The organism is Neobacillus cucumis (assembly GCF_002860255.1).
Classification (GTDB): domain Bacteria; phylum Bacillota; class Bacilli; order Bacillales; family Cytobacillaceae; genus Neobacillus; species Neobacillus cucumis_A.
In genome coordinates this window covers 90,397-106,288 of the sequence record NZ_PGVE01000042.1, presented here as the reverse complement: position 1 = coordinate 106,288, position 15,892 = coordinate 90,397, and the positions used below count along the sequence as shown (strand labels likewise).

At 40.0% G+C, this 15,892-nt stretch carries 15 protein-coding genes; 1 reads left to right on the top strand and 14 read right to left on the bottom strand.

Going from position 1 to position 15,892, the window contains the following annotated elements:
- Window positions 1-21: 21 nt before the first annotated feature.
- Window positions 22-864, bottom strand: coding sequence for a fumarate hydratase (locus CVD27_RS11170; protein ID WP_101647985.1), 843 nt, complete (start codon window positions 862-864; stop codon window positions 22-24).
- A gap of 199 nt (window positions 865-1,063) precedes the next feature.
- Here CVD27_RS11170 and CVD27_RS11165 point away from each other — a divergent pair, with 199 nt between their 5' ends.
- On the top strand, window positions 1,064-1,963 hold the full coding sequence (locus tag CVD27_RS11165; protein ID WP_101647984.1) for a LysR family transcriptional regulator: 900 nt from the start codon (window positions 1,064-1,066) through the stop codon (window positions 1,961-1,963).
- A gap of 239 nt (window positions 1,964-2,202) precedes the next feature.
- On the opposite strand, the gene CVD27_RS11160 is transcribed toward CVD27_RS11165, so the two are convergent.
- From CVD27_RS11160 to CVD27_RS11105, 13 genes are all read right to left on the bottom strand, one after another.
- Window positions 2,203-2,391, bottom strand: a complete 189-nt coding sequence (locus CVD27_RS11160; RefSeq protein ID WP_101647983.1) for a hypothetical protein — start codon at window positions 2,389-2,391, stop codon at window positions 2,203-2,205.
- A 477-nt stretch (window positions 2,392-2,868) separates the two neighbouring features.
- Window positions 2,869-4,038 (bottom strand): tricarballylate utilization 4Fe-4S protein TcuB, encoded by a 1,170-nt coding sequence (gene tcuB, locus CVD27_RS11155; RefSeq protein ID WP_101647982.1) that lies wholly within the window; start codon window positions 4,036-4,038, stop codon window positions 2,869-2,871.
- Window positions 4,013-5,404 (bottom strand): FAD-dependent tricarballylate dehydrogenase TcuA, encoded by a 1,392-nt coding sequence (gene tcuA / locus CVD27_RS11150; protein ID WP_101647981.1) that lies wholly within the window; start codon window positions 5,402-5,404, stop codon window positions 4,013-4,015. The genes tcuB and tcuA overlap by 26 nt, the downstream gene beginning before the upstream one ends.
- Before the next feature lie 132 nt (window positions 5,405-5,536).
- Window positions 5,537-6,718 carry a 2-methylaconitate cis-trans isomerase PrpF family protein gene (locus tag CVD27_RS11145; RefSeq protein WP_101647980.1) on the bottom strand — a complete coding sequence of 394 codons (1,182 nt, stop codon included), beginning with the start codon at window positions 6,716-6,718 and terminating at the stop codon, window positions 5,537-5,539.
- 412 nt (window positions 6,719-7,130) lie between these two features.
- Window positions 7,131-8,009 carry a triphosphoribosyl-dephospho-CoA synthase CitG gene (citG, locus tag CVD27_RS11140; RefSeq protein ID WP_257984331.1) on the bottom strand — a complete coding sequence of 293 codons (879 nt, stop codon included), beginning with the start codon at window positions 8,007-8,009 and terminating at the stop codon, window positions 7,131-7,133.
- Between the two features lie 117 nt (window positions 8,010-8,126).
- Window positions 8,127-8,657 (bottom strand): citrate lyase holo-[acyl-carrier protein] synthase, encoded by a 531-nt coding sequence (gene citX / locus CVD27_RS11135; protein WP_101647978.1) that lies wholly within the window; start codon window positions 8,655-8,657, stop codon window positions 8,127-8,129.
- Window positions 8,658-8,659: 2 nt separating this feature from the next.
- Window positions 8,660-10,210, bottom strand: coding sequence for a citrate lyase subunit alpha (gene citF / locus CVD27_RS11130; RefSeq protein ID WP_101647977.1), 1,551 nt, complete (start codon window positions 10,208-10,210; stop codon window positions 8,660-8,662).
- On the bottom strand, window positions 10,210-11,106 hold the full coding sequence (citE, locus tag CVD27_RS11125; protein ID WP_101647976.1) for a citrate (pro-3S)-lyase subunit beta: 897 nt from the start codon (window positions 11,104-11,106) through the stop codon (window positions 10,210-10,212). Before citE ends, citF begins: the two co-directional genes overlap by 1 nt.
- Window positions 11,107-11,421, bottom strand: coding sequence for a citrate lyase acyl carrier protein (gene citD / locus CVD27_RS11120; protein WP_257984330.1), 315 nt, complete (start codon window positions 11,419-11,421; stop codon window positions 11,107-11,109).
- 6 nt (window positions 11,422-11,427) lie between these two features.
- Window positions 11,428-12,498: a [citrate (pro-3S)-lyase] ligase gene (gene citC, locus CVD27_RS11115; RefSeq protein WP_374703069.1), complete on the bottom strand. Its 1,071-nt coding sequence runs from the start codon at window positions 12,496-12,498 to the stop codon at window positions 11,428-11,430.
- A 28-nt stretch (window positions 12,499-12,526) separates the two neighbouring features.
- Window positions 12,527-13,723: an NAD(P)-dependent malic enzyme gene (locus CVD27_RS11110; RefSeq protein WP_374703068.1), complete on the bottom strand. Its 1,197-nt coding sequence runs from the start codon at window positions 13,721-13,723 to the stop codon at window positions 12,527-12,529.
- 251 nt (window positions 13,724-13,974) lie between these two features.
- A complete protein-coding gene (locus tag CVD27_RS28030; RefSeq protein ID WP_180960229.1) occupies window positions 13,975-14,136 on the bottom strand; it encodes a hypothetical protein in 162 nt (53 codons plus the stop codon).
- A 226-nt stretch (window positions 14,137-14,362) separates the two neighbouring features.
- Complete coding sequence (locus tag CVD27_RS11105) at window positions 14,363-15,742, bottom strand: MFS transporter (RefSeq protein WP_101647973.1); 1,380 nt, start codon at window positions 15,740-15,742, stop codon at window positions 14,363-14,365.
- Window positions 15,743-15,892 lie beyond the last annotated feature (150 nt).

The following is a 15,892-nucleotide window of genomic DNA, read 5'->3' as shown; positions in this document are numbered from 1 at the left end:
TAGCACCTTCCTATTGCAAATTTAGAGTACATAAGATTTTTTACGTGCAGCATGGCACTGGATATTCACAGCTACTGGAAGAGCCGTAATATGGCATCCATAGGTCTCAGCAGCTACCCATAATGCCGTATTCGTACCACCCAATCCCTGTGGACCAATTCCCAGCTTGTTAATCTCTTCGAGTAATTCTTTTTCTAGCTGGGCAATATGCGGTTCGTGATGATGCACGCCAATTTCACGAAGTACGGCCTCCTTAGCAATCTCCGTTACCTTATCAAAGGTTCCACCAACGCCTACCCCCACTACGATAGGAGGACATGCTCTTCCTCCAGCCGCTTCGATCGTATCCAATACAAATTTTTTCACCCCTGCCACTCCTTCTCCAGGGAGCAAGAATTTCATCGCACTCATATTTTCACTTCCGCCACCCTTAGGCAGAACCGTTAATTTAATCTTGTTACCTGGAACGATTCTGGTGTGGATCACACCCGGGGTATTATCGTTTGTATTTATTCGAAGCAATGGATCCCCTACGACTGAATTACGAAGGTATCCCTCTTTATAGCCTTTTCGAATGCCATCATGAATCGCAGCTTCAAAGTCTCCTCCCTCAAAGTGCACTTCCTGGCCTACTTCCGCATAAACAACGGTAAGCCCTGTATCATGGCAGTAAGGTCTGTCTTCTTTGGCAGCCAAGTTAGCGTTTTCAATTAACTGCTCAAGAATCGACTTTCCCAACGGAGACTGTTCTGTTTCCAAAGCCTTATGGAATCCATTCACAATGTCTTCCGGCAAGTAATAGCAAGCCTCCCAGCAAAGTACAGAGACGGCATCGCGAATCTGTTCTACAGAAATCTTTCTCATTCATCATCCATCCTTTTAACTTTTTTGTTTACGTACAAACTATATAGCAGGAAAAGGTCGATCGGCGCCCCTCACTGTTTGTGCCTTGAATCAAGTATAGAATAAAAAAACATTCATGCATAATGAAGATTTATGAATGTTTTAATCGACATATCCAATCAAAACTGATAATATCGTAGTCGAAAGGAGGAGAGGTACTTTGGAACTTAGCTGGCTAAATACATTTATAACAGCTGCAGAAGAGGGAAATTTCAGGAGAACTGCGGACAGACTCCATGTTGCCCAGTCAACGGTCACACTTCATATTCAAAATATTGAAGAAGAGCTCGAAACTCAGCTGTTCGACCGCGTCGGTAGATCAGTTCGGTTAAATCCAACAGGAAGCGGATTCTTACAGTACGCCAAAACCATTTTGGAGAATTACAACGAGAGCATAGAATATGTCGCAAGGCGTCTTCAGGGTTACCAGGAAACCATCAAAATCTCTGTATCTACGGTAGTTGCAACAACCTATCTTCCAAATTGGATTAGAGAGTTTCGCAATGTGAGTCCAGAAACAGAGTTCTCAATTGAAGTGACGGATTCGAGATCAGTAGTAGCGAGCGTGATCAATCAGGAGTGTGACATCGGCATTGGCCGAATTCCCGGCATACAGGAACAATTGGAAAGCATTGAACTATATAACGACCCAATTGTTTTGGTTGGTCCAAAAGGCGTTGGTGTACAAAATGAAAGAGAGGTAAGTACGAACGAGATCTTTCATGAAAATTTACTATTCACCTATAACCATCCGCTATACTGGGATGATCTGTTATTTCAACTTCGACAACACGTATCTAATGTTAGAACCATGAAGGTAAGCAAGGTACACGTTTCCGTTGAATGGATTAAGGAGGGGATGGGCATATCCTTTCTTCCGCTCTCAACAGTGAAAGACCAGGTCGAGAAGGGAAATATCGATAGGATTCCTTTTCCATACTTCTCTCTCCCGTCTGCACACACCTATTTACTGACACGTAAGAACCAAAACCAGACAATCAATAGCTTTATCGAGCTAATTTCAAGAAGAGAATTTACTTTTAAGGGAGATCAACAATAAGCCAGGAGTTTAACGAGCGTTGTTGCAATGGGGCGTTCCTTTTATATATTCCTGATAATGTATATACATAGTTGATGCATTTCGTTGGTTTTTATCCGTTTATCATGCCACTTATCCTGTACACAAAAAAAGATGATGATCGCTTTAGTTCTAAAACGATTATCATCTTTGGTTAACAATATCCAAGCAATTCTCTTTATAAGAGCAACTAAAAGTACACAGTGATGCTTTAGAACTCTCTAAGTAACTCGAATTCTACCAACTCTTCTATTTCGATTTTGATCTTTAATATTCAGTGATCTTTGGGATTTGGTGATATCCGGAAAAGTTATGAGACCAGCCTTAAAAAGGGCATATCCAATAAAGGTAGCAAAGACCGTACTTCCGACCAGAAACCAGATGAATCTTCTGCCAACAATTCGAAACATATTTTCACCTCTTTAACCTCTCATTGATGATAAATATGATGAAATCATCTTTTTTATGTCGTCTATTGAACTCTGCCATCCTTCCTGCCCGAGAATTCTAAAGAGTTTTGCTGTAAACATTACAAACAGTGTCATCTTTTGTTCAGTTTGTTTAGAGCGTTCAATGTAAGTAATTGAGGAGGTTTATACATACCTCCTCTTCTTCCATTTGTCATCCAAAGGGACAATGAGCTTATTGATCCAAGTGACCACAACCCTCTCAAGGTCGTCAGGTGAATTCGATTATAACAGTTTTAATTTGAAGTTGTTGATTATTTTCCGTCTGGTCATTCGTTTCGATGTAGCGATTTGCTTAGTACACAAAAAGGCTTCGCTATTAATTACACGAAACCTCTCATTTTTATATTTTAAAAATAACTTGTTTATTTTTTAAAGCCTATTTGTGGTATGTCTTGCGTTGAAAGATATAACCTTTAATTAATGCTTACTCATAACTGTTGCACCAGGCTTAATAGGTTGTTTTTGTGTTTTTACTTCTTGTGCTGCACCCGCTGCTATTCTTTCTTCTTGTGCATAACGAATTAGTGCCAAATAACGATAAACGAAATGAGCAAATTTAGTATATGGAGCTGTAAAGAATAGAGCTGCAACACTGCCTAAATGGATTGCCAATAAAATCCCCATTGCAGCAGTATCACGAGCCAGTAACAAGATCATCCCAGTTACCGCAACAGTCAATAATACAACTGCAAAAGAAGTTCCTGATTGTTGAGCACCTTTATCATGGACTTCAGAGTCACTTTTGGCTTTAAGAGCCAATAGTCCAACAACCCCAATAATGATTCCTAGTCCACCCAGGATCCCTAGAATTACTACTGGATGGTACAGAGGATAAGGAGCCGGAATGTGTAAAACGTGTGCATAAAATGCGCCTAATGCTGTTGAAGCTAAATCTAGCATAAATCCATAAGATACAAAATGGTGAAGCTTACGGCGAGTAGTCGAAGGTTCGTCAGTTGGATACGTACAGCCTGATCCTTCTCCACCAAGATAGCGAAGGCTTAACGCATATTTTGTACCAGTAACAAAATCTTTTCCAATAACTTTCTCTGATTTTGTTGACTTAATATCTTGCCAGTATCTGCTCATTCCTAAAATCCAGCCACCAACCATCCACATTCCTAATACCAAGAAAACAACAATCATTACAACTTCAGAAAGAGACTCATAGAATGCACCTGTTCCTAGATGCGTCTTCAAAAGTCCTGAAGTTCCGTTGGTTCCTATAATTAATGCGACCATTAAAATGATCGCAAAGAAAAATGTGATCCAAAAGCCGCTGCGCTTTTCTCCGAGTCCTTTGGCAAATACTCTTGGGCTTGCATATTTTCGGTATGTTTCTTCGCGCAATTGAGCAAACAACTTTGGCGGATTAATGCCAAACTCGTGCGGTGTCGTAAATGGACAGGCATAATAGCAGTCCCGGCAATCATGGCACAAATTAGCCAAATAAGTCATGTCATTATCAGTAAAATCCCGGCGCAACTCTATCGATTGCCATACAGCACAGTATCCTTCGCAATAACGGCAGGCATTACATAATTTCATTTGACGTTTTCCATCATCTAGTAGCTCTTTTGACTGCATTTGCTGCTTCCTCCCCTGCAATTCTCCCTAAAACAGCGCCCATCGTGAGTCCAAAACCAGCCAGATACCCACGGCGCAGTACATTACCTGCTGCCATTTCTCCTGCTGCAAACATATTGTTACAGAGGCGTCTATCCTTCCACTTGATCCTTGCCTGTTCGTTTACTTCTACCGCAAGGTAGGTAAATGTAATCCCAGTCTTCAGTGGATAGGCATAAAATGGAGGCTTATCAATCCGTACCGCCCAATGGCTTTTTAACGGTGTTAATCCTTCTGTTTTACAGTTGTCTAGCTCAGCTGGATTAAATGTTCCTGGGCGAACGGCCTTGTTAAAGTCATGAACGGTCTTAGCCACTACTTTAGGATTAAGACCAAGTTTTTCAGCCAATTCCTCGATTGATCCGGCAGAAATTGGTTCGAATACCGAAGGCATGAATTTTCCAAGTGCCTTACTGTCAATAATCGAGTATGCAACTTGATTGGGCTGCCGGGCAATGAGTCCACCCCAAATAGCATATCGTTTTGGCCAAAAATCTTCTCCCTCGTCGTAGAACCTCTGACCATTCTTATTTACCACAATCCCAAATGGTACACTGTCAAGACGGGTAACAATTCCTCCGTCAAACTTTGGTGCCCTGCCATCAACCGCAACGGCGTGAAACGCGTCTGGTTCTCCTACCTGTGCTGCACCTTTATTAAGAAGCATTTCAAGAACATTACCTTGATTATATGGGGTACCACGAATGATAAAATTCTCAGCAGCCTCTCCCCAGTAACGTTTGTGCCATTCTATATTTGCTTCAAAACCGCCCGAAGCAAATATAATAGCTTTCGCTTTGATCGTCTCGATCCCGTTATTCCTGCGAACTTTAGCAGCCTTGAACTCAGTGCCATTCATTTCTATATCTTCAAGCATTGAATCGTACCAGACTTCTACCCCTTTTACCTTAGCGGTTTGATAGTATGAATTTATCACAGCCTTGCCGCCGCCAAGTTGAAAAATATTCGTTCTTCCTAAATGAAGGGTTCCGGAAAGTGCCGGCTGCCATTGAATCCCCTGCTTGTTAAGCCAGTCCGGGAGTTCTTCGGATTTACGCACAACTAATCTTGCAATTGATTCATTTATTTCCCCTCCTGCAACACGCCTTAAATCCTCCATAAATTCTTCCTCAGGATAAGTGCCTGTCATATACTTGTTCTCACGTGTATTCATCACCCTATAATCCCGGGTGAGTCGGCTATTTCCGCCCCGATAAAATTTAGGAGCCCGTTCAATGACCAGCACCTTTACCCCTCGATCACGAGCTGACAGTGCAGCACTTAGGGCAGCGTTCCCGCCGCCGACTACTAAAACATCAGTCTCCATATTTTAAAACTCCTTTCAAATTAACCTTTTAGCTAACTAATTGGTTAAGCGTTTACAAAAGAAAAAGAGATTTCTAATTTACTGGTCAAAAAAGAAAAGAAGGGATACTCCTTTTCTTAATATGAAAACTGATCAAGCCATCATGGCATCCTTCTTACCAACAAAAATGGAGGTAGGTACATAGGCGTAGCCTTCCATTAGCCTTCTTGCAGTCCGGCCATTGCCAGCCTGTGCCACTAACCATTCTTCTCCTATTTTATCTACGGATGCATCGGCATATAAAGTTCCTGAAGGATGCCCTACACTAATGCCAGTATGTGTATTTAGAACAATTTGATTAGGGATCGTTCCATTAATTTTTGCAGCTGCTGCAAGAGCCATCGCCCCACTCACTGCATGTGCGCTATGAAGAGATCCCATCGTAATATAGCGTGAAAGAACATCAACATCTTCTTGTTTAACAAGCTGTTGATTGACTGTTTTATATTCTTTTGGCTTCGAAATCATCGCAATTTTCGGCAATGCATGGGTTGAAGGAGAGACATGTTCGCCTTCTTTAATCAGGCCGATCTTAATCCCGGCTTTAACACGAATTTTCTCTAAGGTATTAAGCAATACAGTATTCCCGTTAACTTCATTGGGAAGCTCTGTTCCTGTTTGCCCGACATCTTCTGCCCGAACAAACACCAGCGTATTAACACAATCAACAATACTTACCTCATACTCCTGGCCATTCTCCAACTTGATGAAATCTGTTGGGCTATTGGTAGGAAGTGTTTTTCCTGTAAAGGTTCCGCCCGCATCTAAAAAGTTAAGCATGATTCTGGACGATGAACCAGGAACACCGGCAATTGAAAATCCCCCCTCATATTGAATTTGCCCATTTTTTACAGGTATTTCTGCAACAATAATTTTTTTTGTATTTGTGTTGTATATTTTTACGGAAGTAATGGGTTCAGTTAATGGAACATATCCTTCTTCGACGGCATACAGACCTACTGCAGTGACAAAATTTCCGCAGGTTACATTATAGTCAACCACTTGGCGATCTAGGCTCACCTGGCCAAAAGTATAATCAATATGCGCATCAGGAAGAGAGGATGGACCGACAATTGCTAATTTACTAGTTGTTGAGGTTCCTCCTCCCAAACCATCAATTTGGCTGTTGTCAGGACTGCCATAAATCCTTAAGATGACCCCATCCCTTAATGTTTCATCTGCAGGGAGGTCTGATCTTCTTAGTATGAGCCCCTTACTTGTCCCGCCTCTCATAATAACAGTTGGTATCTTGTGTAATTGACCATAATCAAACATACTTTAACCTCCATTGAATTTTTTTTATAACTAAAATATAGAAAAATATTATGTTTAAGTTTTGACTAATTCATCTCAAACGACTTAAAGATGAAATGATTCTGGCAACCTAATATTGTTTTTTAAGTATTAGAGATTTGTGCTGCTGAATAAGGAATATCTGACTTGGTTCAATTGATATTTAAAAGTTATCATACTATAAAGAATAAAAAAAATATTGATTGTTTATTACCTATCATAAAAACCTTTTATGATAGAGAGAAAAAGTTTATATTTGTTTCAAATAAAAGGATTCTTGAATTTTACATAAATTAAGTGTAAATCAAATTTGGAAGACTGAAGAATTTACAAGGATATGTACATGTTTTTCGGGGGCAGTTATATAGTACTTTTTTATTTATACCACACAATTTCACTGGATACTTGAACGAGAAAAAGGTAATCCCTCTAACAGAAGGTCCAACATAACGGTTACTGCCAGAAGGTCTGCTGACCCTCCCGGACTGATGTTTCTTCCAATGAATTCCTTGTCCATTTCAAACACCATCTCCATACCTTGAGGTGTTAACGTCCCCCCTAAATCAAGTACCTGTTGGGCATAACGTTGAACATATTCCAGAGTTTTTAAATCATGTCTTGCAACGATATTGGTATCCTCGTTTACCGCCATTAAATGAAGGAGTACCTGCACTAGAATATCGTTGATATGAAAGGATTTTAAAGATTTTAATTTCCTTATTACAGGAAGAGAGTAATTCCGCACGGTAGCAAAGCCGCTTTCTACTTCTCCACGTATACCCCTCAGACCATATTTCAGAAAAAGTTTTTCCCCGTAAGTAAGACCTTTGGACTTGTTCAAGAAAGTTAGTTCCCTTAAACATAAACCCTTAGTCATTAGAGAAACCTTCTCACAGATTATCTCGATATCCATGTTTTTGGATTCATTTTCCATCATACTGCAAGAAGCTGCCGCACAAATGACACCTAAGGAAAAAATTAGACCTTTATGAGTATTTACACCGTCCGTTGCCTCAAACATCACTTTTTCAGCATTAATCCCAAGGCCTCTTAAGGCTTGAAACAGTTCTTCAGGATTTTTCCCTGAGTACTTTACGCCTTCAACAACACAGTAAGAGAAATAGTTACTCAGTGCAGAGCTGCTGTCTATAAACGTAAAGAAATCCATATCGGTATGTGCCCCTTTGTTGAATCTGTCAACAAGCCCAGGTTTGGGGCTAGCGGAAACCTCATAAAGTAAAGCACGCAGCGCTTTTTGCGAAATGGTTTGCATCCAGGATTCCTCCATGTTTGATCTTTTTCTCCTTTCAAGCTTGCTAACATATTAAAAATATGACCAAACCCCATAATCTCCCTGGGGGCTTATCGGAGTTTGGCCTTCATAGCTAACTTAAGATATAATTTTTATATAAGAATCAACCATACTATGGATCTTCTCAATGAGAGTTTCTACTGTATGTCCCCTGTTCCGAGCGCAAATATGGGCAGCCTGTTCACAGAGCAGGCATTTACGTTTTGAATTACCTAAGGTTTCTCTCGAAATAGGCCTTCCATCAACCCCTATGACATCTAAATCAAACAGCCGGCCAAGTGGATGCTCATTCTCAATCTTAAGCATAAGTGCTTTTAAAGAGCGTTCATCTGTTTTCACCACAAAGAACGCCTCAAATCCAGTATCTGGATTTTTGGAATCATAATACTCCAATCCACAATCGGTCTCCTTGAGTTTTTTAACCAGTGCATTGCAGCCCTCACGGAAAATAATAGAACTGTCTGGCGTTTTCTTACTCTCACCTGGCATATTCACTGTGAATGATACCAATGGCAATCTGTATTTCTCGATTAATTCCTTCTGATGTGATGCCCTAAACTCACGAGCCTCTAATAATTGCTCAAGAGTTATTAGTTGGGTTGCAGTCATCTTTAAGAATCCTTCTTTACCTGGTGAATCACATCAATCACTGATCCATCCCGATACTTAACCACACCGACAATCTTATCTTCTACCTTGATTGGTTCCGGAATTCCGACTATTTGGCTAGCTTTTGCCATAAGTGCTTCAATGGACATAACCGGCAGATTTGCTTTTTTTAGGCTATGATACAAATCCTGCCTACGAGGATTCACAGCAATCCCTTGGTCTGTAACCAATACATCAATTGAGCAGCCCGGGGTGACTACCGTATGCACCCTGTCGAGAATAGTTGGCATCCTGCCCCTTATGAGTGGAGCGACAATAATTGCGCAGGCTGCACCCGCAGCTGAATCACAGTGTCCGCCTGAGGCGCCGCGAATGACTCCGTCAGACCCGGTAATGACGTTCACATTAAAATCAAGATCGATTTCTAATGCGCTTAATACTGTTACATCTAATTGATTTACTGCACTTCCAGGATTATCCGGACTTGCATAATACTCAGCATCAATCTGTTGGTGAAACCGATTATTTTTTAGTGATTCATCTGCTTTAAGATCAAAGCCTTGTACATCTAGCAATCTTTTAATAAGGCCTTCCTCATGGAGAGCAACCATCTGACCTGTAATCCCGCCCAACGCGAAGCTCGCCTTGATATTTCTCGCAATCATCTTTTCTCTTAAAAACCTTGTTGCCGCCAGGGAAGCTCCTCCTGACCCTGTTTGCAGCGAAAACCCGTCTATGAAATAGCCTGAAGCCGCAATAACTTCGGCTACATTCTGAGCGATTAGCAAATCTTTCGGATTCTTGGTAAACCGGGTTGCTCCTGACATAATTCCTTTTGGATCACCGATTGCATCCACAACCACGATATAATCTACCTGAGACTCAGGAATAGCGAAAGGTGTATTAGGATAATCCACCAAATGATCCGTGATTAAAACTACTCTTTTGGCATGTTGGGCATCAACCTTGGCATATCCCAATGAACCGCATTCTGACGCCGCTGAATGATCCCTGGCATATCCATTGGCATTGCCGGCAGGGTCACAGGATGGCACACCTAAAAAGGCAACATCAATTGGCAGTTCTCCTGAGGCAATCGCCCTGGCCCTGCCGCCATGAGAATTGATCACAATTGGTATGTCCATCAAGCCGTTCGAAATAGCATCAGCTAATTCACCTCGCAGTCCGCTTGTCTCAATCCTCCGAATTACTCCGCTTTTGATATGATTAATCAATGGTGCATGGATGCCGGAAAGAGAGCTTGGTGCTAAAACAAGGTCCTTAATTCCCATACGTGAAATGGCATTGAGAACCATATTAATGATATAATCACCATTTCGGAAATGATGATGGAAGGAAATCGTCATTCCATCTTTTAGGCCTGTTTCACGAATCGCTGTTTCAATAGAATCAAGGATTTTATTTCGTTCAGAATTCTTAAGGCGGTCTTTAGAACGCTGTGTATTTTTCACCAATTCATTTGAATCAAACAGTGGTAATGCTCCGAGTCCAAAAATCTCTTCCGGTATTTTTCTTCCAACTCTATTAAACATTATTGCCACACCTCCTCAACACTTTCTGTATATACAGCATCAGCCAGTTTAAGGAGACGGTATGCTCTTTCGATGATCGGCTTGTCAACCATTTTACCGTCCATGCTTATAACACCCGACCCTCTTTTCTCCGCTTCTTTCGCTGCTTCGATAACCCGAATGGATTTCTGAATTTCATCTTCCGTTGGCGTAAAGATATGATGCAAAATATTAATTTGGCATGGATTAATAAGGGATTTTCCATCAAACCCTAGTTGTTTGATAAGTTTAGCTTCGCGGATAAATCCTTCTTCATCATTCACATCAGAAAAAACAGTATCCAAAGCATCAATCCCGGCTGCCCGTGCCGCAAAGAGGATTTGGCTCCTTGCAGCGAGTAATTCAATCCCATCTGGGGACCTTGTGGTTTTTAGGTCAGTTACAAAATCCTCAGCTCCAAGCGCAATACCAATTAGCCGCGAACTCGCCATTGCAATTTTATAAGCATTAATGACCCCCAAAGCGCTTTCAACAGCCGCAATGAGTTTGATAGTTCCCAGTTCGATACCATTTTCCTTTTCAATCTGTGTTATTAATTGATCAGCTTCCACTACATCTTCTGGTGTCTCGGTTTTGGGCAACCGGATTGTATCTGGCTTTGCTCTGACCATAGCTTCAAAATCACCTCTGCCATAAGGTGTATTTAAACCATTTACACGGACAACAACTTCCGTTCGTCCATAATCATAAGTTCTTAGCGCTTCATAGACTAAAAGTCTCGCCGCGTCTTTTTCATAAAGGCAAACTGAATCTTCCAAGTCAAACATGATGGCGTCCGATCCATAGATATGAGCGTCCCTAATCATGCCTGGATTGTTTCCTGGTACATACAACATACTCCTTCTCAGACGCCCCACTTATTTCACCCCCCAGGGAAAACAATTATGATGGGCAGCCCTGCTTACTGCCGTCCTTACTCTAGCCCGGATGGTGCAATCTAAAGCCCCTTTATCATTCGCCATAACTAATGCATTCTCTACCCCTAACTCTAATAATGTCTCTAAAATCACCTTTTTGATTTGTTTGCCAAACTGATTTGCGACAGTACTTTTGAGTTCAAGTTCAATCCCTTTACCTTCATTCTTTTCAATTTGAATGGTGATATCGCTTGACTCAAGCGTCCCTGCAATTCCTACATCCAAAATTTCTATTCTTTCTGGCAACATCAACATTTTTCATCACCCTCTCAATAATGTCTTTGTATGCTTTGCCTGAATACGCTGGATAATTCTCCTAGCCTCAGATGAGAGGAGAAATTGATAGGTTGTTTCAGGAACCAGCTTCATCACTTCGTGTAGCTTACCTGCATGAATTAGATCCCTTACTCTGGAAGCACTAATCGGTTGCGTTTCAGACAACACCCTTGGAATTACCTGTACCTCTATTTCACGGGCAGAGAGAATTTCCTGCATGACCGAGTTATACGTTGATGTAACCTTGCAGCAGGGTTCCTCACCAACAAATCTTTTTTTTATTCCAAGTGCCGGTGCAATATAGTTCGCAAATATGTCTATGTCCAGCCTCGCATGGGTTTCGACCACATCGTGGAACTCTTTGATAAAGTACGATGGGAAAGTTGCATCCGATATGATATAATCCTTTCCAGAATGAACAACAACATTATCCAAGTGTTTAACTCCTTCTTTTACAAGCCTGTATCTGACTGCAGAAGGAAAACTAGACTTGTCCTCCTGGAGAACAAAAATATGGAGCGTTTCGCATTTCGACGCTGCATACTCGATTAGGTACTGATGCCCTAAAGTAAACGGATTGCAATTTACTATGACAGCCCCTGCACGATTCTTGCCCCCTTTATCAGGGATAACTTGTTCTTTCTCTTGGATGATTTGTTTCAGATAGTTTTTAATCCCTGCCGAGCGGTTTTCCATTAGAACGACCTTTGAAGGAACTTCGGAGACTGGAAAAAACCCCAAGTCAGAAAATATGCTCCTGTTTTTCGGCTTTGTGTAGATAAAAAGATGCGTGTTTCCTCTTGAATAGGCCTCATGGACAAGATGGGTGACAAGTTGTGCTGACAGCCCCATGTTCTGATATTCCTCATCCACAGCAATGCATTTTAGAATTCTACCGCCAAGTGAACCTGTCGCCACCATTTTTTGACCATCAAATATAGCAATTGTATATTCAACATCTGCATCCAGAGATAAATTCTGCTTTTTGAGAAATTCCTTCAGCTGACCCATTTCTGCGTTTGATTTAAGGGTTAGAATCTTTTCAGTCAATTTCACATAACACATTGCATATTCACCTTTTTTGTTAGATTGCAACTAACTTCGCAATTCCAGTCGACTCGGCTACCATTTTCACAGCATTAGCGACAACCTGACTCACTCTCTTATCAAAAGCATCCGGTATAATATAGTTTTCGTTAAGTTCTTTATCGGTAACAAGATCAGCAATTGCTCTTGCCGCTGCTAACTTCATTTCATCCGTAATATCTTGAGCTCTCACTTCCAAAGCACCTTTAAAAATTCCCGGAAAAACCAACAAATTATTGATTTGATTTTGGAAATCCGAACGACCGGTTGCAATGATTCTTGCGCCGCCAGCTTTCGCATCATCCGGCATTATCTCTGGAGTTGGGTTTGCCAGCGCAAAAATAATATTATTTTGATTCATGGTTTGTACCATTTCTTTAGTTAAAACATTTTCTACCGAGACACCGATAAACACATCTTTATTTTGGATGATGTCTTGAAGGTTGCCTGTTTCAAATTCCTGATTAGTCAATTTAGCAATTTCCTTTTGGGCATCATTAATCGTTGGATCTCCTGCAACAATAGCTCCGTTGATATCACATAATACGATATGCTCTGCCCCTGCAGCCAAAAGGATTCTAGCAATGGCAATGCCTGAGGCGCCTGCGCCGTTTATCACAATCTTAAGTTCTTTTAAGGTCTTATTAAGAAATTTAACGGCATTATATAATCCTGCTAACACAGCAACTGCTGTTCCATGCTGGTCATCATGGTAAACGGGGATATCCAATGTTTCTTTTAATTGTTTTTCAATATAAAAACATTCCGGTGCTTTAATATCCTCAAGATGGATTCCGCCGAACCCCGAAGCAATCATTTGGATGGTTTTAACAATTTCATCAGGATCATTACTGTCTAAACAGATTGGAAAGGCATTCACATTACCAAATTCCTTGAGGAGCAATGCTTTCCCTTCCAGTACGGGTAATCCTGCAAGCGGACTGATACTTCCCAGACCTAAAACAGCCGTACCATTGGTAATCATAGCAATGGTTGTTCCTTTGATGGTATAATCATAAGCATTATTCTTATCTTTATTAATCTCTTTGCACGCTTCGGCTACTCCTGGAGTATAAATGAGAGATAAGTCTTCCTTACTTTTTAACTCTATTTTTGCGTTAATCTCTAATTTTCCGTTATATTCCCTATGCAATTGCAAGGACTTTTCTTTAAGATTCAATATACTTACCTCCATCTAAAATTTTGTAGATTAATTTTGAGTTAATTTTTTGACATATCGGTATTCAGAACTGCCTTTCCGCTGCCGCCTACAAAATGATCATATTATAATTTTTGCAATAAAAAAAATATTAGAAATTTATATAAGTTCATTAAAAAAATTTATGGTAAATACCTTTTTTAATCTTTATAAAAGACAAAAAAGCTTTAGGGATTCCCCCTAAAGCTTCCTAGGCAACTATAGTTTGAATATATTTTTCATAAATATTAAACTGCTACTAAAGCAGGAGATAGTTCATTTAAATAAATAATCTCTGAAAGAATTTTAAAACCCTTAACATCCTGTAATGCTTCTCTTGCTTCCTTTTCGCTATCAAACTCATACATTGTAATGCCTTTTTCGTTTGAATAAACAGTTATAATCCACATTGAAATCCCCTCCATGAAATCGGTCCTTTTATGATGAAAATCTTTAATATAAGCATATTATAATTTTTGTAATAAAAAAAATATCAATAATTTATAAAAGTCCATTGAAAATTTTTATGATAATAAGGAATCTATCAAATTCGGACGGCTAGTAAAAAAAAGAGAAAAGAAGCTAAAACTAATTAGCTCCTTTTCTTGGAATTGTGATATTAGTAAAATATTAATATTAGAGATTGGAAGATGCTGAGTAGGTATTTAACGACTGGGTTCCATTGATTTCTTCCAGACTTCGCTTAGATGTACGTGGCCCAAAGAATATTGCTACTGCTGTGGCAGCCCACACAATTGAAATCAGAAGAAATACATTTAAATATCCGTACCCAGTGTAAATAAAACTAATAATGAATGGTCCGATTATATTAGATGCTCTTCCGATGCCGTAAGTTAAACCTTGTCCGAAGGAACGTACCTCGGTTCCATAAAGTTCTGATGTATACGTATAAAGATTCGATGAGAAGGTTCTTTCGATATAGTTAATAAGGAAGCCAAATACAACAATCATTACAGGATTTAGTGTGGCTCCGAATAAAAATACTGCAATTGCAATGAAGAAACAAGAGACAATAATATTTGTTTTTCTCTCAAAGCGGTCTGAGATCATTGCACCAGTTAATGATCCTAATGGAGCACCTAAAGTAATTAAAGTACTGTAAAGTAAAGAGTGGGAAATTCCAATCCCTTGTTTTACTAATAATGTTGGAACCCAGGACCCAAAGCCATAAAAGGCTATAGTTTGAAGGATCCAAACGCAAATAAGTATAATCGTACGTTTAAGGTAAATCCCTTTGAAAATATCTGACATTCTCCCTGTAGTAACTGGAGCAATCATTACTTCAGGCTCCGGTTTAGCAAGGGGCCCTTTTTCACCTGCCACGATTTTTTCTATTTGTTCCAAGGTTTCTTTTGCTTTGCTTACTTGTCCTTTCATTTCATACCAACGGGGTAATTCAAACAATTTAACTATTCCGAATAACGCAAAGATCCCCAGTGCCCCCCATACAAACACGAGCCGCCATCCATAATCCGCCATAGGTATTAACCAAGTGGAAATATAACCAGTAATCGGAATACCCGTGATTCCAATCGCAACAGCCAAGCCTTGATATTTACCGCGAACAGCTTTTGGAAAGAATTCGATAATATACGTATTGGCATTAACTAATAAAGACGAAGATGCCATCCCTGTTACAAATCGGAAGATTGCAAGCGACCAAATATCCCACGAAAGCGCATTCAAAGCAGAGAATAAAGATAACAGTACAAGCGAAATAATGAGCGATTTCTTTCTTCCCGCCTTATCTCCAAGCCATCCCCCTGCAGTAGCTCCTATAAACATTCCGAAAAAAGCACTGGAGTTAATAATTGCGATAGTATTTAAAGGTAAATGCCATTGTTTTACTAATGCAGGTGCAGCGTATGAAAACGTATTCAAGTCTGCGAATTCAAAAAAGTAGGCAACAGCTAAAGCAATAATTATTTTCTTGTGAACAGACGAAATAGGTAACCTATCCATTCGATTTGCTATGTTAAGTCCCGGTTTATACATGACAATTCCTCCCCTTTTGTTTCATGTTTTTTTCATTCCTCCCCTTTCTGTCTTTGTCATTGACTTGTCTATCAAAGTTGTTAAATAAAAATTATCATAATTCAAAAAATAAAAAAAATATCGATTATTTATTAACATCCATAAAATCTC

Bases quoted from the DNA above. Each gene is read 5' to 3' on its own strand.
- citX (WP_101647978.1), bottom strand. From the start codon at position 8,657: ATGACTGCAACCCAACTAATAACTCTTGAGCAATTATTAGAGGCTCGT.
- CVD27_RS28030 (WP_180960229.1), bottom strand. From the start codon at position 14,136: ATGTGGATTATAACTGTTTATTCAAACGAAAAAGGCATTACAATGTAT.
- tcuB (WP_101647982.1), bottom strand. From the start codon at position 4,038: ATGCAGTCAAAAGAGCTACTAGATGATGGAAAACGTCAAATGAAATTA.
- CVD27_RS11160 (WP_101647983.1), bottom strand. From the start codon at position 2,391: ATGTTTCGAATTGTTGGCAGAAGATTCATCTGGTTTCTGGTCGGAAGT.
- CVD27_RS11105 (WP_101647973.1), bottom strand. From the start codon at position 15,742: ATGTATAAACCGGGACTTAACATAGCAAATCGAATGGATAGGTTACCT.
- CVD27_RS11145 (WP_101647980.1), bottom strand. From the start codon at position 6,718: ATGTTTGATTATGGTCAATTACACAAGATACCAACTGTTATTATGAGA.
- tcuA (WP_101647981.1), bottom strand. From the start codon at position 5,404: ATGGAGACTGATGTTTTAGTAGTCGGCGGCGGGAACGCTGCCCTAAGT.
- citF (WP_101647977.1), bottom strand. From the start codon at position 10,210: ATGTTTAATAGAGTTGGAAGAAAAATACCGGAAGAGATTTTTGGACTC.
- citG (WP_257984331.1), bottom strand. From the start codon at position 8,009: ATGCAAACCATTTCGCAAAAAGCGCTGCGTGCTTTACTTTATGAGGTT.
- CVD27_RS11110 (WP_374703068.1), bottom strand. From the start codon at position 13,723: ATGGAGGTAAGTATATTGAATCTTAAAGAAAAGTCCTTGCAATTGCAT.
- CVD27_RS11170 (WP_101647985.1), bottom strand. From the start codon at position 864: ATGAGAAAGATTTCTGTAGAACAGATTCGCGATGCCGTCTCTGTACTT.
- citD (WP_257984330.1), bottom strand. From the start codon at position 11,421: ATGTTGATGTTGCCAGAAAGAATAGAAATTTTGGATGTAGGAATTGCA.